Origin of the sequence: Gimesia algae, assembly GCF_007746795.1 — a bacterium.
Lineage (GTDB): Bacteria > Planctomycetota > Planctomycetia > Planctomycetales > Planctomycetaceae > Gimesia > Gimesia algae.
In genome coordinates, this window is record NZ_CP036343.1 from 7,340,659 (window position 1) to 7,365,585 (window position 24,927).

Genomic DNA, 24,927 nt, shown 5'->3' on the forward strand with positions numbered 1-24,927 from the left:
ACATGTCCCGCAAATCTATTATCATCACAGTGGTCCTGCTCATCGGACTGGGAGCCTTGTATCTCCTCTCCGATGCGCCGCTACCGGTGGATGTGACTGTTGCTGAAACGGGTGAAGTCAAGGCCTTCATTGAGGAACGGGCCAAGACCAGCCTGCCCCGCATCTATCGCATCGCCATGCCTTTAAACGGTCGCGTGTTACCCATCACCGTGGAAGAAGATGAAAAAGTTTCTGAAGGCCAGATCGTGGCCTCCATGGATACGTCCGACCTGGATGCGGAAGTAGCCAAAGCCCAGTATCGTGTGGAGCAGTTCGCGCGGAAGATCGTCGAGCAGTCTGATACGCGACTGGAAGATAACTCGCTGGTGCAGTTTGATGAATTCCTGAAGTCGATGGATCTGACCGTGGAAGCCGCCAGTAAACAGCAGGATGCCAGTAAAGCCAAATGGCAGTACGCCCGGGATGAATTCGACCGCAAATATCAGCTCTTCAAGAGAAGTGCACTGTCGGAAAGCGAGCTCAATGAAGCCGACCTGTTTAAAAAACAGAGTGAAATCGACTATCAGAAAGACATCTTAACCTGGCGCTCCCTGCAGGCCATCCAGAGCGCGATGCAGATCGGCAAGATCTCGATTCTGAAATACAAAGAGAAAAAAGAACTCTCGACGGCAGTTCTGCAGGAAGAACAAAAAGAAGCGCAGTCCCAACTGGATCAACTGCTGCGCGATCAGAAACGGGCGACGATGCGCAGCCCGGTGGACGGGACGATCCTGACGAGAAACTATTCCAACGAACGCACACTTGCCGCCGGTGATATTTTACTCGAAATCGGACGTCTGCAGGATCTGGAAGTCGAGGTGGATGTCCTTTCACAGTACGTCGGAGACATTCAGATCGGCTCACTCGTCGATATTGAAGGCCCCGCAATCGGCAAGCAGTCCGTGCGTGGCAAAGTCAAACGGATCTATCCCAAAGGCTTTACCAAAGTCTCTTCGCTGGGAGTCGAACAGCAGCGCGTGAAAGTGATCGTCAGCTTTGACCAGAGCTTGTGGAAGCAGTTGAAAGAACAGCAGCGGAGCCTGGGCACCGATTATCGGGTTCGGGTGAAAATCTACACGGAAATTAAACAGGATGTCGTCAAAGTTTCCCGGTCGGCACTGTTTCGCAATGCTTCCGGTCAGTGGCAGGCGTACGTGGTGCGCAACAACAAAGCGATTCTAACCGATGTAAAGACCGGCGTGATGAACGATTTTGACGCCGAAATCGAAAAGGGCATTCAGTCAGGAGAACGAGTAATTATCGCCCCCAGTATGAACCTGCAGCCGGGAGAATCCGTCGAGCCGCAGGTCATCAGGGAGCTATAAGAACACCTCACCACGAAAGCCCGATTAAAATCCGGTGCCGGCGGCACTGCTGATGGGAATCTGTCGCGGTTTTTCAGTGGATGACTTTTCCAGCACGACACTCAGGATACCATTCTGTACCGAGGCAGTCACTTTATCCGGATCGACGGCAACCGGCATGGGAACCGATCGACGAAACTGACCGGAAGGACGCTCACTGATGCGAACTGTCTGCCCGGCGGTGGTGGTCGTTCCCGTACTGCGGCTGCCTGTAATCGTCAGCATATTGCCAGCCAGTGTGATGTTGATTTCTTCGGCTGTCACGCCCGGCAGATCAAAGGAAACCTGCACCTCATCCTCCAGTTCCAGGATATCCACACGCGGCATCCAGACTGCTTCGTTGCCAAACAGTCCCAGTTTATCCAACGCACGTTCCCCCTGCTCAACGGCAACGCCCAGCAGTTTGTCGAATTCGGAGCGGAGTCGATCAATGGAATTGGGGATCCCTGAAGACTCAGATTTCCGGCTCTGATCAGCTCGCGACTCTGTCTGCTGCTGCGTCTGTTCGCAGGCTTCTTCCGTAGAGCAGGTCGCTTCTTCTGTAGAAACATGCACGGGTTCGGGCTGTTGATCGTCCATCGACATCGCTGGCTCCTCTCGAGAACTTATGGTCTCGTTTATTTTTGAATACACTGTATATTTGCAGTGGATGCTGACTCAGACATAAAGCATGCTGCACCGCTGCCTGTATTGTCTCACATCTGATTCGCTCTGCCAGTGGAAATCTTGAAATTTTCCCGGCGAAAGTCACAAGCAGCACAGAAAACACGTCAAAGTGTCGTAATCGAAAGAAGGAACTGACTCTGTCAGACTGCCTTAAGCAGGCGCGAAGTCCCCAGAAGAATGGTTACTTCTCTTCGTCGCTGGGACAGGAACCAGCGGCAGACATCTGGTCGGCCTGTTTCTGTTTTTTATCTGCGATTGAGCAGCCTCCGCATTCGGAACAGCCATCCATACCTTCGAGGTTGGCAATACCGCCACAGGAGCCTTTGATACAGCGGTTACTGAAAATCACGCCGACAGCCATCCCCAGAAAAGCGATCGCAAAGATACCGAGAGCAAACAGGACTGTAGACATCATTTTTCGTTTACCTCTCCAAATATGTGTTGCCACTGCGGGGAGTATCGCTCCCTGAAGCCGGTTTCGGTTTTCACAATGAAATAAGCGGCGATTTTCCGTTCTGCACACCAATTATACCCCTCTTCGCCCCCTAATACCATCAGGCAAGTTGCAAGGGCATCACAGTTCATGCAATTTTCCCCGACGACGGTCACCGAAGCCAGGGCATGTTTGACCGGTTGCCCCGTGCGGGGATCAATGGTATGGGAATAGCTGACGCCATCCACTTCAAAAAAATTGCGATAGTTGCCGGAAGTCGCCATCGACAGGTTGTCCAGCGGGAAGACATGCTGCACGACCCGTTGTTCGCTGATCGGCTTCTCAATCCCGACTTTCCAGGGTTGGCCCTGCTGATTGATCCCGCGGGATCGCATTTCGCCGCCGATTTCGACCAGATAGTTCTCAATTGACTTCGATTCCAGATATTCGCCTACTTCATCGACGGCATATCCTTTGGCGATCGCTGACAGATCGAGGTACACGTCCGGAATCGTCTTCTTCAACGTCGGCGGTTGATGCTGCGTCTGAATATGGTGATACCCCACACTCTTGCGCGCTGCTTCGATTTGACTCTTTTCCGGTATGGTTCTCTTCCCCGGATCAGGGCCGAAGTGCCATAAATTGACCAGCGGTCCCACTGTCATATCAAAGGCACCGTCACTGTCTTCGCTGAGTTTCAGCCCGGCATTCACGACTTGTACCAGCGCCGCAGAAACAGGTAACCACTCATCCGCGGTGGCCTGATTAAACTGTGACAGTTCCGACGTTTTGATATATGTCGACATCTGCTGATTGACCGTTTTCAGCAGCTGATCGACGTCCTGCTGGATCTGTTGTTTGTCGACGACATCAGCAGTATCTGAGCAGACCGTAATATGATACGAGGTCCCCATGGTGGGCCCCTCGATCTGTAATTTCTGCAGCGATTTGGAGGCGGACGCGTTCTGCTCGGATTGGCAGGCCACGCCTGTTGTACATAACAGCAGCAACAGTGTGAGATGCCAGACCGGAACGGATTTCGTCTTAACCGAAGTCATCGTATCTGATGTTCTCGGGTTCAACACCCAGATCATCCAGCATGTTTCGTACAGCGGAAAGCATCATTGGCGGACCACAGATGTAGTATTCACAGTCTTCCGGTGCAGGATGTTTGCTCAGATATTCATTGAGGAGTACCTGGTGAATGAATCCTTCCAGTCCGGTCCAGTTATCTTCCGGCATCGGATCAGAAAGCGCGATGTGCATTTTGAAGTTCGGAAATTCTTTTTCAATTGCGCGGAACTCATCTTCATAGAACATTTCCCGCATACTGCGGGCACCATACCAGTAAGAGACTTTCCGGTGCGTTTTGCGTTCTTTGAAGAGTTCGTAGATATGCGATCGCAGCGGAGCCATACCGGCACCACCACCGATGTAGATCATTTCGGCTTCGGTGTCTGCGATGAAGAATTCCCCGTAAGGACCGGAAATCGTCACTTCATCACCGGGCTTTAAATTGAAGATATAGGAAGACATTTTACCAGGAGGTGTGCCATCGGGTGAGCGTGGTGGCGGGGAAGCGACACGCACGTTCAACATGATGATCCCTTTTTCGCCGGGATAGTTGGCCATGGAATAGGCGCGAATCGTTTCATCATCCACTTTGGATTCAAAACGCCACAGATTGAACTTATCCCAGTCCTCTTTGTATTCATCAGGAATATCAAATTCACTGTATTTCAGATGATGCGGCGGTGCTTCGATCTGGATGAACCCGCCAGCTTTAAAGGCAACGTCTTCGCCTTCGGGTAGTTCCAGTACCAGTTCTTTAATGAACGTGGCAACGTTGTCATTGGATTTGACTTTGCAGACCCACTTTTTGGTTTCGAAGACTTCAGGTGGTACTTCGATATCCATGTCTGTCTTGACTGGCACCTGACAGGAAAGGCGGCAACCTTCGCGGACTTCACGGTTATTGAAGTGGGACCGTTCGGTGGCCAGAATATCGCCGCCACCGTGTAGAACTTTCACTTCACACTGGGCACAGGTTCCACCACCGCCACAGGCCGAGGACACAAAGATCTGATTTTCAGCCAGCGCATTTAAAAGTTTTCCACCCGCGGGGACTTCAATCTTTTTCTGCTCATTGACCGTGATCGTGACATTCCCGGAGGCCACCAGCTTTGATTTTGCAATCAGAATAATGGCGACCAGGGCAAGCACGATGCCCGTGAACATAATAACGCCAAAGAGAATTTCTATAACCATGATGAAACGTTGACCGCTCTAAAAAGTCAGTAATCTAGTGAAGTCTTACAGTTGGATACCGGAGAATGCCATAAAGGCCATTGCCATCAGGCCCACGGTAATAAACGTAATACCCAGTCCGCGTAATCCCGGTGGTACGTCACTGTATTTCAGTTTTTCGCGAATGCCTGCGAGTGCCACAATCGCCAGTGCCCAGCCGACACCGGAACCAAAACCAAACACGCAGCTTTCAGGGAAGTTGTAGTCCCGCTCAACCATGAACAGGGTCCCCCCCAGGATCGCACAGTTCACGGTAATCAGCGGGAGGAAAATCCCCAGTGAGTTGTAAAGTGCCGGAAAGTAGCGGTCCAGAGTCATTTCCAGGATCTGCACCATTGCCGCAATCACGCCGATATAGCAGATCAGACCGACAAACGTCAGGTCCACATTCGGATAACCGGCCCAGGCCAGCGCCCCTTTCTTCAGCAGATGCTGAAAGATGATATTATTGACGGGCACGGTGATGGTCTGAATCACAACCACAGCGATCCCCAATCCCAAAGCCGTTTTTACGTTTTTGGAAACCGCCAGGAAGGTACACATCCCGAGGAAGAAGGCCAAAGCCAGATTCTCAACAAAGAGACATTTAATAAACAGGCTCAGATAATGTTCCCACATGTTATGCCTCCTCCATCTGTTCGGTCTTCATTGTTCTGAGAATCCAGATTGCAAAACCGATAATAAAAAATGCGCTGGGGGGCAGTAACATCAGGCCATTGGCATCATACCAGCCACCGTCACGACTTAGTTTCAAAAGTTGAATTCCAAACAGGCTACCGGAACCGAAGAGTTCGCGGAAGAAGGCCACCAGCATCAGGACTGCTGAATAACCCAGGCCGTTGCCGATCCCGTCCAGAAAGCTGATGCCGGGTTCGTTTTTCATCGCGAAACCTTCAGCACGACCCATTACGATACAGTTGGTGATAATCAGGCCGACGAACACAGAGAGCTGCTTGCTGATTCCGAACGCGAATGCTTTCAGGAACTGGTCGACCAGAATCACCAGCGACGCGATGACGGTCATCTGCACGATGATCCGGATGCTGCTGGGGATCTGCAGTCGAATCGAAGCGACCGCCGCATTCGAGCAGGCCGTCACCAGAGTGACCGCAATACTCATCACCAGAGCCGTTTCCATTTTGGTAGTCACCGCTAAAGCTGAACAGATTCCCAGAATCTGCAAAGCAATGGGATTGTTATTCAAAATGGGCCCGATCAGGACATCTTTTTGTTTTGAATTCATTGTTATTTTTCCTCCTTTTCTCGAACGCGTTCGAGATAAGGCTTAAACCCTAAATCACCCAGCCAGAACTCCAGCAGGTGTGTGACGCCGCGCGAAGTAATTGTCGCTCCGGACAGGCCATCGACTTCATGAATGGCATTTGGAGACTCCGGATTAACCGTTCCCTTAATCACTTCGAGATCAGGCTGAAAGTCGTTCTGGTAGGCTTCTTTGCCAATCCATTGTGATTTCCACTTGGGGTTATCGACTTCACCACCCAACCCCGGTGTTTCGCCATGCTCATAGAAGGTCAGACCGGCGACAGTAGACAGGTCTGTTTCAAGAGCCAGAAAGCCCCAGAGTGTTGACCAGAGCCCCTTGCCCCGAATCGGCAATACATATTGTGACAGTTTTCCATTCTCATCATTGATGAGATACACCCAGGAATAGTTTTCGCGGCGTTTAATACCGGCCAGATCCTGCGCGGAATCCAGTTTCATACTCATCTTGGGATTATCGGCAGCGGCCTTCTGGTCATATTCTTGCGGATCAGGAAACAGGGCTTTGTCGTCAGTGACGACTTCACCAGTGTTCAGATCGACAATAATGCCTTTGACCCGCTCATCGTAAATTTTTCGAACATCAGCTCCATCCCCGGGCTTAATCAGACCGGCTGCGGAGAGAATGTTTTTTTTACGCTCATTTTCTTTATTCAGATCCTGGCGACCGCGCAATCCGACCGCGGCCCCGGAAACGAGAATTGAACAGACCACACATAATGCGGCCGACACCATAAATGTGAATCCTATTGAATCACGCGACATTTCGCGCCAACCTTCTTTTAATGTTTGCTTGAACAACGTAGTAGTCAATCAGAGGTGCAAAGACATTCCCGAACAGAATGGCCAGCATAATACCCTCTGGATACGCCGGATTGACAACCCGAACCAGGATCGTCATACCACCAATCAAAATTCCATAATACCAGCGACCGATATCGGTCATCGCTGCGGATACCGGATCAGTTGCCATAAAGACCAGACCAAAGGCCAGTCCTCCAACCACCAGATGCCATTGTGGCGGCATCGCGAACATGGCATTTGTATTACTGCCGATCATATACAGCAGCAGTGAGAGACCCATTGAACCAACGAGCACGCCTGCCATCACCCGCCAGGATCCGATACCAGCCAGAATCAGGAAAACGGCGCCCAGCAGGCAGGCAAATGTGGAAGTTTCTCCCATCGAGCCCTGAATCTGTCCCATGAAGGCCTGCATCCAGGAGATTCCCAGCCCACCATCAGCGACTGAATCGGTCACCGCTTTCATGCCCACTTCGGGAGTCGCGACTGCCATCTGGCCAAGTGAAGTGGCACCACTGAAGCCATCGACGGCGGTCCAGACAGTGTCTCCCACAATCTGAGCCGGATAAGCGAAGTATAAAAACGCACGTGCGGTTAATGCCGGGTTGAGGAAGTTCTTACCGGTTCCCCCGAAGATCTCTTTACCGACGACCACACCAAAGCTGATGCCCAAAGCGACCTGCCAGAGCGGAATTGTCGGAGGCAGCGTCAGCGGAAACAACATCCCGGTGACCAGGAAGCCTTCGTTGATTTCATGGCGGCGAATGATACAGAACAGGCCTTCCCAGGCACCACCGACGGCCATACAGACAATATAGACCGGCAGGAAGTAGAGGGCACCGTGAACCAGGTTGGAAACCAGGCTGCTGGCCGCGGGAGCCACGCCGATCGCTGACATGATGGAGCCACGCCAGCCGGGTACCGTGTCAATTCCCATGGCACTCATCGCCGCATTTGCCTGATAGCCCGTGTTGTACAGCGCCATAAAGACACACGGGAGCAAGGCCACGATCACCATACTCATCATGCGTTTCAGATCGATCGAATCACGCACATGTGATGCTTCGTGGGTCACTTCACCCGGAGTATACAGAAACGTATCTTGCGCTTCATAGAGTGGGTAAAGCTTCTCGAACTTACCCCCTTTATCGAAGAGGGGGTGTACTTTATCAAGAAGATTTCGTAACGGCTTCATTTCGTGGTTTATCTTTCTTGTTTGATGCCCCCGAAACACAGTCTGCCAGGACACCACCGGCATTGACTATTTATCGATTGTCAAAAGAAGCGAACTGGCTTCACACATGACAACTGGGGTTTACGTCTTTCAATAATTTTTTATCGATCAGGCAAACAGTCACTCACCTGAAGGCCAGCTCATCCCAGTCCTGACGGCCCCTTCCCGGGGAGATCTGGACTTAGCCTTCAATTTCAATCGTTGTCAAACTCTTACGCAATAATGACCCGTAGTTGTATTTGCCTGGGCAGACAAACGTGCATAACGACAGGTCTTCTTCATCAAGCTCCAGGCAGCCCAGCTGTTTTGCCTGTTCGGTATCGTCTGTAATCAAAGCACGCAGGAGGAAAGTTGGCAGGATATCCAGAGGCATCACTTTTTCATAAGTCCCGATGGGAATCATGGCTCGCTTACTGCCTTCGGTAGATGTGGTGAACGCAACCTTTTTGCCCTGCCCGATCCAGGACGACGCGAACACGGGAACGACAGAAAACTTGTTAAAGCCGGGCCCCATCCATCCCAAAAAGTCCCGATGTGTGCCTTCTTTGAGCGCGGTCACCTGCAAAGCATAACGACTGAGATATGCAAACGGTCCCTCTGCTGTACGTCCGGAAAGTGCAGACCCCGAAATCAGGCGATCCATATCGCCTTCCAGATTACCTTCAGTCAGATCGGCAATGCTGGCACCGACAACGGTTCTGACCAGTTTTGGCTCTTTCACAACGGGACCTGCAATTGAGACCACACGTTCGGAAGAAAGCTTTCCGGTGGCAAACAGTTTTCCAATCGCAATCACGTCCTGATAGTTAATGTACCAGACGGTTTTCTTTTCGCTGACGGGATCCAGGAAGTGAATATGTGTGCCAACCAGACCTGCAGGATGAGGGCCACCAAATTCTTCAACGGTCACAAAATCCTGATCTACACCAGGCAGATTCGTTCCGGGGGCCTTACAGAGATACAGCTTACCTGCGGTCAGAGACTTCAAAACCTGCAGGCCCTGCGTGAATGCCCGGGGTTCTTCACTCAATACCACTTCAGGAGGCGGTGCCAGCGGGTTGGTGTCGATCGCAGTCACAAAAATGGAATGTGGTGTTGTTTCCGGCGACGGAACACGGCTGTAAGGCCGGGTTCGCAGACTGGGCCACAGACCGGATTTCAGCAGATTATCCTGCACCTGTTCGCGTGTCAGGCTGGTGAGATCAATATCGCCATATGAAGTGAAAGTCTCTTCTCCGTCACCTTCCACCTCAATGACCATTGACTGAAAGGAGCGTTTGGCACCCCGATTGATTTCGGTGACCTTCCCGGCAACCGGCGCGGTATAGAGCACACCCTCAGTCTTTTTATCGCTGAAAAGTAGCTGGCCTTTTTTGACGGTGTCACCCACTTCAACAACCAGTGTGGGTTTCATACCAATATAATCAGGGCCAATCAGAGCAACTGATCGAACTAACGGCCCGTTTTCGATCAAAGCAGAAGGCACGCCTGCGATTGGCAGATCCAGCCCTTTTTTAATAGTAATCATTGAATTATGAACCTGAATATCACGAGTTTTCTCGTTTGACTCGCCTGATGTGGTTTAAAAAACCATCTGAACGCTGTTCAAAACACGACAGACATTCTGTTGTTCTCTTCATCTTTATAGGCGCAACACCTCTGGTTGCCCCATAATTCGCGGCTATTTTACACAGATCCCCCCTTTTTTGTAGTGAAAGCAAGGTACAAAATAGATCATTTTCGATTCTGCATCAGAATATTTCGATTCATAGTTTAAACTCACAACTTTTACTTTGATTCCCATTAGTGAGAACCAGTAAGGGGAGCGCTCATTTCCCCCTTCACTGGTCCCACTGGGAAATCAGACCACCCTCAGGAGCCTCGTGGCCTGAATAAAAAAACCACCTGAAAGTATCGGCGCTTTCAGGTGGCGGGTAACTGCTGTTATTTCTTACTGTTCTTAATCTCGGCTTACAGCTCGAGCAACTTTACATTTTTATACCAGACTTTATGCCCGTGATCCTGAAATCCCAGATAACCTTTGCGAGGGAAGTCTTTGACGGCGTCTTTGAATTTGTGCGCAGAACCATCGAGTCTTTTACCCGGTTCGGTCCATTCGTCTGCATTCAGCTTCGCAACGACCTTGCCATTGACAGAGACGGAGACATGTGGCCCTTTACAGGTTATCTCGAGATTCGTCCACTCACCCGGCTTGCTGGCACGGTTCACGGAAGGAGCAACCAGGTCATAGATCGCACCGAAGTCGTGCGTGCCAGTTCCGTCTCCTGTGAGTACCTGTGCCTCAAAACCGGTCTGGACCGGATTTTTGAGATCACCCACCCGAAAGAAAATCCCCGAGTTGCATTCTTCCGGCATCTTTACATCGCATTTGAATTTGAAATCGGCGAAGGGCTTGTCATACACGATCAGATAACCGCCTGATTTGTAAGGCACCAGGGCGCCATCTTCAATGGGAGCCGCAATCGGTTTGCCGTTATTACATTTCCAGCCTGAATAATCTTTACCATTGAACAACAGTTTCCAGCCCGCTTCTTTTTCAGCAGCGGTCAGGGTGTTGTCGGAAGCACTGTCGCCTGCATCTGCCAGATCCAGCTTCGCCAGTTTGGTGTGTGCTTCTTTTTCGGCTTTTTCATAGACGCTGGCCAGTGTGACTTCGGCTCCTCCCTGGCGTTTACTTTCATCGGCAGCTTCCATGAAGCTGTAAATCTCGAGTGTTTCCTCGGGACTGACAGGAGCTTTGCCGGAACGGAAAAACTTGGCAATCTCTACCAGCAAAGGCTTATATCCATCGTATCCACCTACTGCGACTTCACCATTTTTTCCCACAGCAGTTCCGCCATAACCTTTGGGAGTCCCTTTGCGAACGCCAGCGAAATGACCTTCCCGTCCGCCAGCCCACTTGCCGGCCACTTCATCGCGGTCGGCGTTGCTGACGGTACGTTTGACAGACTGGCAGCCGGGCCCCATTACGGTAAACAGGGTTTCGACGCCATGAATTCCGTACCAGAACAGATCGGGGTGTGTCGCCTCCAGTGAGCAGGGACTGTGTGTACTGCATTTGGTAATCTTGCCTTCTTCTCCGTTTCTCAGACGCTGTGCCCCTTTGGCAAATCGCAGTGAAGAAGAAGAAAACATCGGCGTATTATATTTCTTAGACAATTCATACAACGCGATGGCATCTGCGAGCGATCCGGCAACCGGCTTATCAATGAAGAGGGGCTTGCCTGCCTGCAACACGGGAATCGCCTGTTCGAGGTGAGGACGACCATCGTTGGTTTCCAGAAATACCACATCGACCTTCTTCAACAGTTCATCAATGGAAGGCACAATTTCCACGCCCATCTCTTTGACCTGTTCGATGTATCCGGGAACCCGATCAACGCTGGATGCGATGTCCGGGCTGCCTTTGGGGTAAGCGGCGACCACACGAATGCCCGCCAGATCACCTTCGGGAGTTCCCGTATTCAGCAATTTCGTAAACGCGATCACATGCGAGGTATCCAGGCCAATGATGCCGGCCTTTAACTCTTTTTTCGATTCAGCGGCGGTTAACGGCCCCGAGCAGACAACCGCCAGTAAGAGTATTGAAAATAGCGATCGGCTCAATAGCCGCATGATAGATCCTGAGTTCATAATGTTCCTCAATCAAGTGTGACAGGTAAGCGGTCAGGGAAACTGGCAGGTAAAACAGACTCGCAATATTAAAATAAGATGAGTCCGCTCTCGATTTCCTTATGAATGTTTATAAATTCGATTATTGCAGACTCAACGCCGCAAATGCAATCAAACAAACCGACTGGGAGGGAAAAAACCGTGTTTCTCCCTCCGAAGTCCAGGCCAATCCACGCTGGCAAGCCGATCAGTCGGCGTAATCTTTGCCGTTCAAACTGTCGACGACCGAATGCTGCCAGCCTGTTAAAGCTGCTTTCATCTTCTTCAGCCTCTGGGGATCCACCTGGGACAGATCCTGTTTTTCTGCAGGATCCTTCACCAGATCATAGAGTGTGTATTTGGGTTTCCCCTGTTTGGTTTCCATTTTCAATAATTTGAAATTGCCGTCTACCAGTGCAGCAGCGCCTGGCAACTCGTCTTTGGAATAATGCGTCTTGAGACTGCCGGCGTCTGCATCCGGCGCGGATCCTTTGGGGTTCGGTTGCCCCGGCTTCTGCTGCTTCTGCAGCGCTAATAATATGTCAGTACTGCGTTTGGGGTGCCCTTTCGCCGGATAGGTCCAGAAACCCATCGGCTTGTCTCGCGCGGTCATCTGACCTTCTATCAAAGGAAGCAGACTGACTCCATCCAGCTGCGGCTGATGCGAAACTTTGGCTCCGGTAATGGCCAGTACGGTGGGATAAATATCAATCGTTCCGCAGGGCACATTCGAGACCTCTGGCTTTTTGATAACGGCCGGCCATTCGATCAGGGAAGGCACGCGGATCCCCCCTTCCCAGAGGTTTCCTTTGAATCCTGCCAGTCCCCCGGTCGCCTGAGCGCGTGCCGCTTCGGTTTTGAACTGCGGTGGCCGCGGGCCGTTATCGCTGGTAAACCAAAGCAGAGTATTTTCCGCCAGTCCCAGATCTCTGAGTTGACCCCGTAAATGTCCCATGGCTCGATCCACGCCGCTGATTTCACCAAAATAGTTCTGGAAGTTGGGTTTCTGGTCTGGATAGAGGTCCTTCAACTCGGGGACCGCTTCATGAGGCGTATGCGGATTCCCAAACCAGATCACTGCCAGAAACGGTTTTTTGTCTTTGTCAGCCTGTTTAATGAAATCCAACGCCGCGTCGACGGTTACGTGTGAGCTTTCCCCTTTAAGCTGTTTGACGACGCCATTATGGCTCATATAAGGATCGTTTTCGTAAAAGTTAGGGCTGGAAACCCATTCATCAAATCCACTGTTCCCGGGTGAAACCGGGCTGTTCGCCTGAACGGAACCCAGATGCCATTTGCCAAAATGACCGGTGGTGTAACCGACTGATTTCACTGCTTCGGCGACGGTGACCTCTTGCGGCCTGAGGGTATGTCCCCAGCTGAAGCAGGCCAGGCGGTTGGGGTGTCTGCCGGTCAGGAAACTGCCTCGCGTGGGGGAACAAACCGGAGCAGCCGCGTAAAAACGGTCCAGTCGCAGGCTGCTGGCAGCCATATCATCCAGATGGGGTGTTTTCAGAATCGGATGCCCCATAAAGCCGGTTTCGCCCCAGCCCTGGTCATCGGTCATACATAAGATGATATTTGGTTTTGAGGAACTTGACTCCGCGGCATGCAGCAGGGAACCCAGCCCCATCAAACAGCAAACCAGCAGGAGCGTGAAGAATCGAAGTTGAAATTTCATTTCAGGCCTCGGAGATGAAGTTGTTTCGTGGAATGCGGGCAGGACTCAACCATTTCATCCTGTCCCAAATCAAGGGGGGCGCCAAGGAATTTTGGTCCCTGCAACGGGAATTTCCTGAAAGTTCCTGGAACGCAGTCAGGCTACCTGCTGAGGAAAAGTCAGCCTCGACCCGTCAGAATTTTGGATCCACTTTCCGGAAACACAATGACTCCTGTCCCAAAATGACGCAGTGGAAAGTCTGTTTTGATCGCTTCTTGATTGCATCATTCCGGTCTGCTCGGCTATACTTCCCGGTGTGCAGCTGACCTTCCTCTGACCTGACTTCGTGTGCTCCCTGTCAAAGCAGGATCGTGTTGCGTCCGGAGACAATTATTGAGGAATGACTCCCGCGTAACTCCTGATCATCTGAATCGACTGCATCCCTATACCAAAACAGAACAGAGGAACACGACCCAACATGAACCCGACAAAACACAATAGTCCTTATTTTGTCGGCGTTGATATTGGTGGGACGAATATCAAAGTCGGCATCGTCGATGATGCTGGAAATTCCCTGGCATTCTGTAAGACGAAAACGCATGTCGACAAAGGGGTTGAAGCCGGGCTGAAGAACATCTACCAGGCAATCACGGATGTGCTGTCAGACTGTCAGTTTACGATGGATGATATCAAAGCCATCGGTATTGCCACTCCGGGAACACAGGACATCCCCGGCGGTAAACTGGTTGATCCTCCCAACCTGCCCACCTGGAAAGGTTTTCCGATCCGCCAGACCGTCAGTGATCACTATTCCGGAAAAAAGACGATCTATCAAAATGATGCCAATGCCGCCGCTTACGGCGAATACTGGATTGGCGGCGCCCGAGAGGCACGCAGCCTGGTGCTCTGGACTCTGGGCACGGGCGTCGGTTGTGGTATTATTATCGATGAGATGATTATTGAAGGCCGTCACTCCCACGGGGGTGAATGCGGGCATATGATTATTCAGATGACCGACGGGCGATTGTGTGATTCGGGACAATATGGAACGCTGGAAGCGTACTCTGGCGGCAAATCGCTGGTACGTCACTGCCAGGAACTATTGGATGCAGGCCGCAGCTCACTGCTCCGCTCGATGATCGAAGGGGGAAAGAAACTGTCTCCCCTGCTGATCTCACAGGCAGCGGAACAGGAGGACGAACTGGCTATGGAATTGATCATGGAATCGGCGATGTGCCTGGGCGTGGGAACGACTACGCTCATGCATACGATTGACCCGGACATGATCCTGTTTGGCGGTGCCGTCACATTCGGAGGCAGGGATTCTGAACTCGGACAACGCTTCATGCAGCGAATTCGAGAAGAAGCCAGACAGCGGGCCTTCAAGGTCCCCTACGAAAACACGATCATCGACTTTGCAGAACTAGGCTCCGATGCAGGTTACATTGGTGTCGCCGGCTGTGCCCGGCTGGCCTGTCGCAAAGAAGAAACGAACGATAAAAACTGATCCGGACTGAACTGTCCCGGATTGTCTTTCATAAGAAAACGAGATTCCATTTATGGCTACAGAGCCCCGTCTGATTCGAAACTTTTCGATCGTTGCTCACATCGATCATGGAAAGAGTACGCTCGCCGATCAGTTACTGCTGCAGACCGGCGCCATCACGCAACGCGAATTCAAAGCACAGATCCTGGACGACCTGCAGATTGAAAAGGAACGCGGAATTACCGTGAAAGCACGCACGGTTGTGATCTACTACGAATACAAAGGGGAGAAGTACGAACTTAACCTGATCGACACGCCCGGCCATGTGGACTTCCATTACGAAGTCTCCCGCAGCCTGGCGGCCTGCGAAGGGGCGCTGCTGCTGGTCGATGCCTTCCAGGGTGTGCAGGCACAGACCGTGGCGAACGCTTACGCCAGCATCAATGCCAACCTGACAATCATTCCGGTGGTCAATAAAATCGACCTGCCGGTCACCCGCATTGATGAAGTGCTGGAAGAAGTCGAAACCGTGATCGGGCTGGACCCCTCCGACGCGCTGATGGTAAGCGCCAAAACCGGTATTGGCGTCAAAGAAGTTCTGGATGCGATCGTCGAACGCATTCCCCCCCCCGATGGACTGGCGGATGGACCACTTAAAGCACTGGTGTTTGACAGCAAGTACGACCATTATCGTGGCGTGGTCACCTATGTGCGCGTGGTGCAGGGAACGATTGAAAAAGGGCAGACCGTTGTTCTCATGCGGGGTGGTACGAAGCTGGATATTATCGACATCGGCCAGTTCACTCCTCATATGAAAGCGGTCAAATCACTGGGGCCAGGCCAGGTAGGCTACCTCGTCAGCGGCGCGAAAGAACTTGATAACGTGCACGTAGGCGACACGATCGCCAATCCGCGGAATCTTCCCGAAGCACCGCTGCCCGGTTATCAGAAACCGCAACAGATGGTGTTCTGCGGCATGTACCCGATTGAAGCGACCGACTTCGAAAAGCTGCGGGACGAATTATCAAAACTGAGCCTGAATGACGCCAGTTTCAGCTTCGTCCCGGAAACCAGTGATGCGCTGGGTTTCGGCTTCCGCTGTGGCTTCCTGGGCATGCTGCATATGGAAATCATTCAGCAGCGACTGGAGCAGGAATTCAATATCGACCTGTTGCAGACCGCGCCGAACGTGACCTATCAAATCCTGGAACAGAACGGCAATATTGTGCTGATCGATAATCCGCAGGATGTTCCCGATGCCAGCCGCATCAAAGAATTCCGTGAACCGGTTGTGCTGGTTACATTTATTCTGCCAGCTGAAAACATCGGCACGATGATGCAGCTGTGTGCGGATCGACGTGGCATCTATAAAAACACAGAGTACCTGGGAACGAATCGCGCGCAGCTGATTTATGAATTGCCTCTCGCAGAGATTGTGTACGATATGTACGACCGCTTGAAGAGCGCGACCCGTGGCTATGGAACGATGGATTATGAAATCCTCGGCTTCCGATCGGCTGACCTGGTGAAGATGGACATCCTCGTCAAAAGCGAAAAAGTCGACGCGTTATCAACCATCGTACACCGTTCGCAGTCGGAACGCCGCGGTCGGGCACTGGTGAAACGCCTGAAGGAAGAGATCTCCAAGCATCAGTTTGAAATCCCGATCCAGGCCGCCATCGGCGGAAAGATCATCGCCCGCGAAACAATCAAAGCGCTGAAAAAGAACGTGACCGCGAAATGTTATGGCGGTGATATCACACGTAAGCGAAAATTGTGGGAAAAACAGAAAGAGGGCAAGAAGCGACTCAAGCAGTTCGGTCAGGTCGAAATTCCACAGAAAGCGTTTCTGGCCGTGCTCGACGCCACCAAGGACGAATAACCGGAGCAGCGTTCGGGTAGTTTATTCCACCTGCCCGGCAGTTTATTCGACTTGCTCAAGCAGTTCTTCCAGTTCTTTCGTGCAGGCTTTCATCGAGATGACGGCCTGCTCGAAGTTCGTATGCATAGAGGCTTCGGGCGCATCGATGGCTAACTGATCAGTCGCTTTGCGGAGCTTACTGATTTTTTTCCTCAGCATTTTCAGGTAAGCGGCGGGATCATCAACGCGTGTTTCCAAAGCCCGTGATGCATCGAACACAGCCCGGACAATGTGGCTCAACTCCGGGAAGTCTTCTACTTCTTCGCTGTGCTTGACAAACGTCCGCACCATCCAGGCATGCGACAGAATAATCTGGCTGCGTTCGACGGCCTGCTCTTTACTTAAAGACATCTCGCATCACTACCCTGAAACTCAACCGCGATTTTCAATGGCACGAGAAACAACACGCGGTATCGTATGTTCGTGCGCTACGCCTTGAAAATTAACGGTTCGCGGAATCAGTTGCAAGAGTCGGGATTGAAAGTCTCGGCCTGAAACAGTTTCCCGTTCAAATCGCCTGTGTGAAATCGTCGCCGTTGTAGTACTCATAAAACAGGCGGCCAATTTCGTCACTTAAGCGTGAGAGATATTCTTTCTTGAACTTGGAAAACGTAATTTCCGAGGTCGCCCGTGGTGCCCGCAGCGGATAGAACGAGGTGATTTCCTTGCTGTAAAGTTTCTCGCCTTCACCATCCTCATCCATTTCATAAACAGTGACCATCCCTTCCGCACGGCCGCGGTAGAGATCAGAACTGTTTTCCTCATACAGGCTGTATTTATGCAGCTCGACATGAATCACATAAGTCACGTCGAACGCTTCGCCAATTTCTTCTGGTTTGTCCCAGTCGGGATTCTCATCCAGCCAGGCACGAATCCGATCCGGATTCACGACTTTGACGCCGTGACTGTGCAGGCGGAATGTGGTGTACTTCGCCAGATCGTTGTGGATCCCGTCAAAATTATACTGCAGTTCAAGAGGGGCATAACAGACGATGGCAACCGTCACATCTTTACCCGTTAACGACTTCTGTGTCTGAGCATCGAAGTCGGGCTCGATCGAAGGGGGACCACCAATCAGATAACCGATGAGAATAAAATAATTACAGCCTGTCAGTGTCGTACAGAGTACACAAATCAGTGCCAGCTTTGTCATAGTCTGAAAAAACTGTTTCACTACAGATTGTTGATACGAAAAAATTGTCATCGTGTGATCCTTCACAACTCCGAAATTAGTTTCTGGTGATCTCAGCTACAGTCGCCTGCCATCAGATCTCAGATCGGATCGCCAGCATGATAATTATAGAAGAAGCGACCAATCTGGTCGGCAATCCGATCCAGATATTTTTTCCTGAAGACCGTTGCCGATTCCTGTTCGATCGATACGGGCATGTGGCTGGGAAACTCCGACGTGTATTCCACATCAAAGATTTCCAGCGCCCGTTTGATTTCGTCAACAGTATTGACTTCGTACGCCGAGATATGTCCGAATGCCTTGCCTCTTAACAGATTGGGGCTGTTTGGTTCGCGATAATCAAACTCGTCAATGTCGACATGGATGATATAGTCGACATCAAAGTTTTCAGCCAGTTCATCGACATCGTTCCAGACGCCGCCGTTATCATCCAGCCAGGTCGCGACTTCCCCGGTATCCATGACTTTAATATTTTCGCGGCGCAGCCGGTACGTTACCTGCTCCAGCAGATCATAATTCAACGACGGATAATCGGAGCGAATCGATTCCGGGGTCGAGCAGACGACCAGGACTTTTTTCTGATCTTCGATCAGATCGATTTTAGTCTGTTTGGTGAATTCGCAGGTTATCAGCGGGTCACCAAAGAACATTTTGCCCGCCATCACATACAGCGAACAGCCGCTGACACTGAATGAAACCAGCAGCAGTAATACGACGGCGCAGTACCGCTGGTGGAACCAGTTTTTGTGGTCGTTCGTCATAATATTTCGCATATTTCAGCCATCCTTGGCTTAAACCGCAGAGAGGTTTCGAGATTGGATCGTTTTGAAGGGACTGGTGATCTCGCCGGGAATCCAGCGAGATCATATGTTAAAAATTCAATCGAAATGCCCACTCGATGACTGTGATCGATACCAGACTACAGATCAACCAGAGCAGACAGGTTTCAGGTTGGGAGACCAGCCAGAGCCTGTGGCGATACACACTGATCCAGGACCAGGGAATCATCACCAGGCAGACTACTGCCAGCACCAGACCAGAAGTATTGGCCTCGGCAGACTGACGGATCTGACCTCGAACAAAATGTGTAAAGGAAGTTGTCATCCCACAACTGGGACAGGGAATGGAGAATCGAGTTTTTATAATGCAAGGTGCAAAAACAGGTTTTTGACGGGTACCAGATCCACCTGAATCCGGTGTCATTTGAGTGGCCACTCCAAAACCTGCGATGAGAAACAGACTCCAGACTATCAGCAGTAAACGCATCCTCCATCCGATGGAAATCCCCGGATGCAGCGTACGCAATGCTGACAGCAAAGAACTGTCTGTCGAATTAGCCGTAGGTTTTAAATTGGAATTCATATTGAGAAATGAGAGAAGCCGTTGTTTATCAGTTCTATTATTTTACTGCAAGACCATTTCAAAAAATAAGTCTTCCGTTCCGGCAGCCCGCCTGAGCTACTGCGGTCCGCTCCAGATCCCCTGATACACTTCGACCGCAGGACCTGTCATAAACACTTCATCTGTATCAGCCCACTCCAGACGTAAATCGCCACCCGGCAAGTGGATAAGTACATTTCTTTCAGACCGGCCAGTCAGCACTCCCGCGACTGCTGAGGCACAGGCGCCTGTGCCACAGGCCTGGGTTTCCCCCGAGCCTCGTTCCCAGACGCGCATCTTCAGCTCGGCTGGTGACACGACTTCAATGAACTCGGCGTTTACCCGCCTGGGGAATGCGGGATGGACTTCCACCTGGGGTCCAATGCCGTGCACCCAGTGATCATTCAATTCGTCAACGAAGGTAATGCAGTGTGGATTTCCCATGGAGACACAGGTCACTTTCAGTGTCTGCCCTCCCACTTCCAGCGGGGCGTTGACCGGGGGATCTCCCGGCAGTAACGTCGGAATCTCGGCGCTGTTCAGAATCGGTTTCCCCATGTTCACTCGCACCTGACCGACCTTCGATCCAGCCAGCTCCAGGTCGAGGCTGAGCACCCCCGCGCCGGTTTCAATTTTTAATGTCTGCTGCTTTGCGATGCCATGATCGTAGACATACTTGGCAACACAACGCACGCCGTTCCCACACATTTCCGACTCACTTCCATCCGCGTTAAACATCCGCATTTGAGCGTCTGCTTTTTCGGAAGGGCAGATCAGAATCAGTCCATCGGAACCGATACCCGTGTGGCGATCACTGACGGCAACCGCCAGACCAGCGATATCCTGTGGTAACGTCTCTTCGAAACAGTTGACGTAAACATAATCGTTGCCGGCCCCGTGCATCTTCGTAAATTTCATTGTCGGTCTTCTATTCTCAAAATAAATACAGTCAGTCTCTGCCTTGGTGCTCTGAGTTTGTTTTCCGGTTTATTCCGTGGACTTCAGTCCCAGAAAGATGCTGCGGCGGAGCGCATTGTCTCGACCGGAGAACTCATCTTCGTTGCCGGGCAGGATATTTTCCAGTGTGGTCGCCATCATATGAAATTTGGCGTCGATGTCATCTGCATAGTGTACCAGTAATGCTTCCGGTGTATGCGGGGCAATCGGCGAACCCCACTCCGGTAAATTCTGATGCGATACAATCATGTGTTCCAGTCGCAGTAAGGTCTCCGGGTTAAGATCCTCAATCCGAGCGGCATGTTCGCGGACCAGATCCCGGCCCAGCAGGATATGCCCGATCAGTCGCCCAGCAGGTGTATAGCGGGAGCCATGCGGACGATATTCCAGTTCGGTCAGTTTACCGATATCGTGCAGAATCGCACCGGCGATAACCAGAGATTTATTCAAAGCAGGCTGCATCTGTTGATAATAGCCCAGGTATTTGTCAGCCAGAAAACAGGCGGTCTTCGTTACCGATAACACGTGCTCCAGATATCCACCTGTGAAGGCGTGATGATTTTTACTGGCGGCGGCTATGGTTTTGATCTGATCCTCATACTGCGCCAGAATCTCCAGCACCAGTTTCTGCAGCGGGATCTCCGTGATCTGCTCCCGTGCAATTCCCGTCAGCTCAGCGAACATGTCTTCACTCGCAAAACGGGAACGCGAATAATACAGCCCCGGATCAAAGCCATCTGCAGTATCATCCGCATTGACAGGCCGGATCCGATCGATGTCCAGTTGGGGGCCATATTTGCTTTCAGCATAGCGGGCACGGACTTTGTAAAATTCTCCCTCAGCCCATTTGGCTTCGCAATCCTCGAACCAGGGAGTGTCGCTCCAGACCATGGCCGTCGCAGTGAGTGCATGATCGCGAAACTGGACACGAAAATACGGCTTTCCATCCCGGGTTGTCGCGCGTTCGCGGGAAACCAGTAACACGAAGCTGTCAGCGAACTGACCGGGTTCCATTTCGCTCAACAGCATTAATGGGTGAGATTGATTCATGCAGAAATCCTCTGGCAAACGAGTCCGAAAATGATACCGTTCATTATTTTAGGCTAGACCCCGGTAGAGTGCAAAACAGTCTGTTCACCAACAGGCAGTAATTCAGGACAAAACAGTCCACTTAATCCTGAGGACCATGCCCCCTGATTATCCCCCGGGATTATCCCCCGGTTTGAGGGAAAATCCCCCGGTAACGGCTGGATTTACCGTAGAATAAAGTGATATAATGCCGTTACTTACAAAAAAGCGTAAGATTCAATCGCTCCCATCAAAAATGCATCTCGGAAAAGATGGCGTTCCTGCTATAATATCAGGAGCGAAAATAAGGTGCATTGGCTCACGGATTTCTGGAGCATTTTTGAGATCCGGGACCTTTTTCGACGATTTCAAATATTCAAAGGTAAAGTTACCCAACTATTTTTTAAAACTGGAGACTTATTTCCATGGCTGTCACAATTACTGAAAATGCTTCCAAAGAACTGAAGCGATATATGGAAGACCAGAAGGTCGCTGAAGGTTCTATGTTAAGAATCGGAATCTCTTCTGGTGGTTGTAGTGGATTCCAATATGATTTCCGCTTCGTAGATGACGTGGATGAAGAAAAAGATAACCTTTCCGAACAACACGGGATCAAAGTCGTCGTCGACAAAAAAAGCGATCTCTATCTGGACGGCACCACTCTGGACTACTACGAAAGCCTCGAAAAACGCGGTTTTACATTCGACAACCCCAACGCGGTCAAATCCTGTGGTTGCGGCAGCAGTTTCTCTGCCTGAGACGGCTACCCCCTCAGCGACAGAGAATCGCGATTGATTGAGACATGGAAAGATTTTGCCGAGGAGCAGATAATGCTCCTCGGTTTTCTTTGTTTTACGGCCGCGCCTGTTTACAGTAATAAGTGATGCGAGCCTCGTTCCCAGAGAACTGGTTACGGAGAATGGGTCAACAGGGAATCAATCCGTCTCAGCGACGTAAAGATATCACTGCAGAGTCACTTGTGTGGAACGCAGAGTGATGCCTTGCAGACAGCTCCCCATCAGCGTGTCTACTTTCGGTAGAGAATTCTGTCGGCATCGGTTTGCAGTTGCAGCAGAAGTCTCTCTGAAGTGCAATTCAGATTATTATTAACGGAACAACAGACTTAAGGAAGTAAAACCATGAAGCTGGAAGGGCGAAATGCGCTCGTAACAGGGGCCTCCCGGGGAATCGGGCGGGGTTGTGCAATAGAAATGGCCAAAGCAGGGGCCAACGTCGCCATCAACTATCGCTCTCACCCTGAAGAAGCGGAAGAAGCGGCTGAAGAAGCACGTTCGTACGGCGTAAAGGCCATCACGATTCAGGCCGATGTCTCCGACCAGAAATCGGTAGAGGCCGCGGTCGCGAAAGTAGCTGAAGAATTTGGCAGTCTGGATCTGTTTGTTTCTAATTCTGCTTACAGTGATCGTGAGCTGATTCTGGAAGCAGACATGGAAGGCTTCCGGCGAACCATCGATGTCACCATGTGGGGTGCCTTCTTTGGTGTGCGTGCCGCAGCTGGCCAGATGAAAAAACAAGGTAATGGCGGTTCCATCGTAGTCATCAGTTCGCCTCACGCGGTCATCGCCATTCCGACTTCCGCGGCTTACAACATGGCCAAAGCAGCCATCGATCATATGGCACGAACTGCTGCCATCGAATTTGCACAGTATAAGATTCGCGTCAACACCGTACATCCCGGTTGGATTGATACCCCCGGGGAACGAAAATTCTTCACCGATGAGCAGCTACAGGCTGGTGCAGAAAATATTCCCTGGAAACGCCTGGGAATGCCTAATGAAGTCGGCAAGCTGGTCACCTTTCTTTCCAGCTCCGATGCAGATTACATGACGGGTGGCACATCGACGATCGATGGTGGGATCAGCCTGCCCTGGTGGTCAAACCGTTCTGAGGGAGGCCAGTAACCCCCCGCAAACGGACTCACATGCCAACCTGATTTCCTGCCGGAGCAGAATCTCTCAACTCCTTATTTCATAAAGACTTCAGGTTGGTCTAGTCCTTTTATCCACCATCAGATACACTATGAGACACCAACGCTGGAGCCTGGGTCTGCGATAAATTTTCGTCTACGCTTCTGATTTGGTCGGGTTACCACTAAGATCAGCCCCTGAAAAGCGAACACCCCAGATACGTTGAACAGCAAAGGTATTCCCTGAGGATCCTGAAATGACTGAGAGTCAGAAAAAAATCGAATTAAAAAATCCGGTAGTTGCCGCGATTCTGGCATTCCTCATTCCAGGTGCAGGACACTTCTATCAGGGAAGAACATTTAAAGCTGCCATCTACTGTTTCTGTATCCTGAGTACTTTCTTCTGCGGCATGGCATTGGGAGACTGGAAGACCGTGTACTATCAGTCCCGGGAGGGAAAACGAAACCTGGGCTATTTTGCACAGGTGGGAGTTGGTCTGCCAGCACTTCCCGCACTGATCCAGACTCGACGGTTTAACAAAATGGCATCCCCTAATAATGTTGCGCGACAGGGCGCTGATGCCAGCTTTTTTGAATCACACCCCTATCGCATGGAACTTCCTCTGGAAGCACCTTTCCAGGGCACCCTGCTGGATCGCGGCAATGATGGTAATAACATCAACGGCAAACTGGACGGTTATATTAAATTGGACACTGTGCCCGGTGAATTTGGACCTGAAGTTTCAGGGACCTTTGAAGGTACCCTGGATAACAAACCGATTGAAACGCTACAACTCGCGGACCCTGTGGGGATCGGGCTACCTCTGGGGGGAGATCAGAACCGTCCTCTCGAATGTGCGGTTGTGCGTGAGATCAATGGGAGACGTACTGATACAGGCCATATTGAAGGCTCAATTCCACGTTCATTCCTGAACTGGTTTGAAATGCCACTCACCGACCATGAGCTGGATGATATCAACAAAAAATTAGGGAAACGGTATGAATTTGCTGTGGTTTTCACCTGGATTGCCGGCCTGTTAAACCTGCTGGCTATCTGGGATGCGTTTGAAGGCCCCGCTTACGGCAGAGGTGATGAAGAAGAATTGAAACCGGATGATAAACAGCCGGAGCCTGTAAAGTCCTGATTCCTCAAATCTCCCTTAACAGTTTGGATTCCAAGTATCCTGTTTTTATTATAAAAGGTGTTATGAGAAAATGACCGTTTCACTACTTTTTGCCAATCAGGTCAATGCGGTAGTGTATCTGATTCCGCTGCTGGCAGTGATCAGTCTGGTCTATAACGCCACGCGGTATGAGATACCGCAAATCATTATTCAACGATCGATCAGGTTTTTTTTCACATCTGTTATAATCATGGGAGCGCTGATGACTTTACTGGCATTGCTTTCGTGGAACCTGTGAACAGGCAGGCACCAGTTTTCTGCACCGGATATATCCCGGATCTCGCCATGCTAAAGTATGCAGCAGAAACTTTTTGACTTGCTAAAAAAACATTCTCATTTATTTATATTCAAT

At 51.0% G+C, this 24,927-nt stretch carries 25 protein-coding genes; 8 read left to right on the top strand and 17 right to left on the bottom strand.

Features of this window, described 5'->3' with window-relative positions; genetic code table 11:
- Nucleotides 1-2 precede the first annotated feature (2 nt).
- Nucleotides 3-1,364 carry an efflux RND transporter periplasmic adaptor subunit gene (locus Pan161_RS27765; protein WP_145231983.1) on the top strand — a complete coding sequence of 454 codons (1,362 nt, stop codon included), beginning with the start codon at nucleotides 3-5 and terminating at the stop codon, nucleotides 1,362-1,364.
- 24 nt (nucleotides 1,365-1,388) lie between these two features.
- Here the strand turns inward: Pan161_RS27765 and Pan161_RS27770 are convergent, their stop codons facing one another.
- The 10 genes from Pan161_RS27770 to Pan161_RS27815 all read right to left on the bottom strand — a co-directional run bounded on the left by Pan161_RS27770 (nucleotide 1,389) and on the right by Pan161_RS27815 (nucleotide 11,782).
- Nucleotides 1,389-1,988 (bottom strand): Hsp20/alpha crystallin family protein, encoded by a 600-nt coding sequence (locus Pan161_RS27770; RefSeq protein WP_145231984.1) that lies wholly within the window; start codon nucleotides 1,986-1,988, stop codon nucleotides 1,389-1,391.
- 262 nt (nucleotides 1,989-2,250) lie between these two features.
- Entirely contained in the window at nucleotides 2,251-2,484 is a 234-nt protein-coding gene (gene nqrM, locus Pan161_RS27775) for a (Na+)-NQR maturation NqrM (protein ID WP_197995564.1), read from the bottom strand.
- Entirely contained in the window at nucleotides 2,481-3,560 is a 1,080-nt protein-coding gene (locus tag Pan161_RS27780; protein WP_232103523.1) for an FAD:protein FMN transferase, read from the bottom strand. Before Pan161_RS27780 ends, nqrM begins: the two co-directional genes overlap by 4 nt.
- Nucleotides 3,547-4,770: an NADH:ubiquinone reductase (Na(+)-transporting) subunit F gene (gene nqrF / locus Pan161_RS27785; RefSeq protein WP_145231985.1), complete on the bottom strand. Its 1,224-nt coding sequence runs from the start codon at nucleotides 4,768-4,770 to the stop codon at nucleotides 3,547-3,549. The genes Pan161_RS27780 and nqrF overlap by 14 nt, the downstream gene beginning before the upstream one ends.
- 45 nt (nucleotides 4,771-4,815) lie before the next feature.
- Nucleotides 4,816-5,427, bottom strand: a complete 612-nt coding sequence (nqrE, locus tag Pan161_RS27790) for an NADH:ubiquinone reductase (Na(+)-transporting) subunit E (protein ID WP_145231986.1) — start codon at nucleotides 5,425-5,427, stop codon at nucleotides 4,816-4,818.
- A 1-nt stretch (nucleotide 5,428) separates the two neighbouring features.
- A complete protein-coding gene (locus tag Pan161_RS27795; RefSeq protein WP_145231987.1) occupies nucleotides 5,429-6,052 on the bottom strand; it encodes an NADH:ubiquinone reductase (Na(+)-transporting) subunit D in 624 nt (207 codons plus the stop codon).
- 2 nt (nucleotides 6,053-6,054) lie between these two features.
- Nucleotides 6,055-6,855, bottom strand: coding sequence for a Na(+)-translocating NADH-quinone reductase subunit C (locus Pan161_RS27800; protein WP_145231988.1), 801 nt, complete (start codon nucleotides 6,853-6,855; stop codon nucleotides 6,055-6,057).
- The gene (locus tag Pan161_RS27805; protein ID WP_145231989.1) at nucleotides 6,845-8,089 is read right to left on the bottom strand and encodes an NADH:ubiquinone reductase (Na(+)-transporting) subunit B; all 1,245 of its coding nucleotides are present in this window, start codon (nucleotides 8,087-8,089) and stop codon (nucleotides 6,845-6,847) included. Before Pan161_RS27805 ends, Pan161_RS27800 begins: the two co-directional genes overlap by 11 nt.
- Nucleotides 8,090-8,309: 220 nt before the next feature.
- A complete protein-coding gene (locus tag Pan161_RS27810; protein ID WP_145231990.1) occupies nucleotides 8,310-9,656 on the bottom strand; it encodes a Na(+)-translocating NADH-quinone reductase subunit A in 1,347 nt (448 codons plus the stop codon).
- A gap of 443 nt (nucleotides 9,657-10,099) precedes the next feature.
- Nucleotides 10,100-11,782, bottom strand: a complete 1,683-nt coding sequence (locus Pan161_RS27815; RefSeq protein ID WP_145231991.1) for a family 16 glycoside hydrolase — start codon at nucleotides 11,780-11,782, stop codon at nucleotides 10,100-10,102.
- A gap of 101 nt (nucleotides 11,783-11,883) precedes the next feature.
- On the opposite strand from Pan161_RS27815, the gene Pan161_RS30775 reads away from it, so the two are divergent.
- A complete protein-coding gene (locus tag Pan161_RS30775) occupies nucleotides 11,884-12,021 on the top strand; it encodes a hypothetical protein (protein WP_197995565.1) in 138 nt (45 codons plus the stop codon).
- Here the strand turns inward: Pan161_RS30775 and Pan161_RS27820 are convergent.
- Nucleotides 12,009-13,481 carry a sulfatase-like hydrolase/transferase gene (locus tag Pan161_RS27820; RefSeq protein ID WP_145231992.1) on the bottom strand — a complete coding sequence of 491 codons (1,473 nt, stop codon included), beginning with the start codon at nucleotides 13,479-13,481 and terminating at the stop codon, nucleotides 12,009-12,011. The two genes, Pan161_RS30775 and Pan161_RS27820, sit on opposite strands and share 13 nt — an antisense overlap.
- 457 nt (nucleotides 13,482-13,938) lie before the next feature.
- On the opposite strand from Pan161_RS27820, the gene Pan161_RS27825 reads away from it, so the two are divergent.
- Both Pan161_RS27825 and lepA read left to right on the top strand, forming a co-directional pair.
- Complete coding sequence (locus Pan161_RS27825) at nucleotides 13,939-14,967, top strand: ROK family protein (RefSeq protein WP_145231993.1); 1,029 nt, start codon at nucleotides 13,939-13,941, stop codon at nucleotides 14,965-14,967.
- Nucleotides 14,968-15,019: 52 nt separating this feature from the next.
- Nucleotides 15,020-16,828 carry a translation elongation factor 4 gene (gene lepA, locus Pan161_RS27830; RefSeq protein WP_145231994.1) on the top strand — a complete coding sequence of 603 codons (1,809 nt, stop codon included), beginning with the start codon at nucleotides 15,020-15,022 and terminating at the stop codon, nucleotides 16,826-16,828.
- Nucleotides 16,829-16,870: 42 nt separating this feature from the next.
- Here the strand turns inward: lepA and Pan161_RS27835 are convergent, their stop codons facing one another.
- The 6 genes from Pan161_RS27835 to Pan161_RS27860 form a co-directional block, all read right to left on the bottom strand.
- On the bottom strand, nucleotides 16,871-17,218 hold the full coding sequence (locus Pan161_RS27835; protein WP_145231995.1) for an amidohydrolase: 348 nt from the start codon (nucleotides 17,216-17,218) through the stop codon (nucleotides 16,871-16,873).
- Nucleotides 17,219-17,375: 157 nt separating this feature from the next.
- Complete coding sequence (locus Pan161_RS27840) at nucleotides 17,376-18,071, bottom strand: hypothetical protein (protein WP_145231996.1); 696 nt, start codon at nucleotides 18,069-18,071, stop codon at nucleotides 17,376-17,378.
- Between the two features lie 68 nt (nucleotides 18,072-18,139).
- The gene (locus Pan161_RS27845; protein WP_145231997.1) at nucleotides 18,140-18,832 is read right to left on the bottom strand and encodes a hypothetical protein; all 693 of its coding nucleotides are present in this window, start codon (nucleotides 18,830-18,832) and stop codon (nucleotides 18,140-18,142) included.
- A 97-nt stretch (nucleotides 18,833-18,929) separates the two neighbouring features.
- Nucleotides 18,930-19,421 carry a DUF2752 domain-containing protein gene (locus tag Pan161_RS31170; RefSeq protein WP_145231998.1) on the bottom strand — a complete coding sequence of 164 codons (492 nt, stop codon included), beginning with the start codon at nucleotides 19,419-19,421 and terminating at the stop codon, nucleotides 18,930-18,932.
- A 96-nt stretch (nucleotides 19,422-19,517) separates the two neighbouring features.
- Complete coding sequence (gene dapF / locus Pan161_RS27855; RefSeq protein ID WP_145231999.1) at nucleotides 19,518-20,357, bottom strand: diaminopimelate epimerase; 840 nt, start codon at nucleotides 20,355-20,357, stop codon at nucleotides 19,518-19,520.
- 69 nt (nucleotides 20,358-20,426) lie between these two features.
- Nucleotides 20,427-21,446: a 3'-5' exoribonuclease YhaM family protein gene (locus Pan161_RS27860; protein ID WP_145232000.1), complete on the bottom strand. Its 1,020-nt coding sequence runs from the start codon at nucleotides 21,444-21,446 to the stop codon at nucleotides 20,427-20,429.
- Nucleotides 21,447-21,889: 443 nt separating this feature from the next.
- Between Pan161_RS27860 and Pan161_RS27865 the strand changes: the two genes are divergently transcribed.
- The 4 genes from Pan161_RS27865 (at nucleotide 21,890) to Pan161_RS27880 (ending at nucleotide 24,813) form a co-directional block, all read left to right on the top strand.
- Nucleotides 21,890-22,222 carry a HesB/IscA family protein gene (locus tag Pan161_RS27865; protein ID WP_145232001.1) on the top strand — a complete coding sequence of 111 codons (333 nt, stop codon included), beginning with the start codon at nucleotides 21,890-21,892 and terminating at the stop codon, nucleotides 22,220-22,222.
- A gap of 381 nt (nucleotides 22,223-22,603) precedes the next feature.
- The gene (locus Pan161_RS27870) at nucleotides 22,604-23,386 is read left to right on the top strand and encodes an SDR family NAD(P)-dependent oxidoreductase (RefSeq protein ID WP_145232002.1); all 783 of its coding nucleotides are present in this window, start codon (nucleotides 22,604-22,606) and stop codon (nucleotides 23,384-23,386) included.
- Between the two features lie 262 nt (nucleotides 23,387-23,648).
- Nucleotides 23,649-24,536, top strand: coding sequence for a DUF6677 family protein (locus tag Pan161_RS27875; RefSeq protein ID WP_145232003.1), 888 nt, complete (start codon nucleotides 23,649-23,651; stop codon nucleotides 24,534-24,536).
- A gap of 70 nt (nucleotides 24,537-24,606) precedes the next feature.
- Nucleotides 24,607-24,813: a hypothetical protein gene (locus tag Pan161_RS27880; RefSeq protein WP_145232004.1), complete on the top strand. Its 207-nt coding sequence runs from the start codon at nucleotides 24,607-24,609 to the stop codon at nucleotides 24,811-24,813.
- Nucleotides 24,814-24,927: the final 114 nt, after the last annotated feature.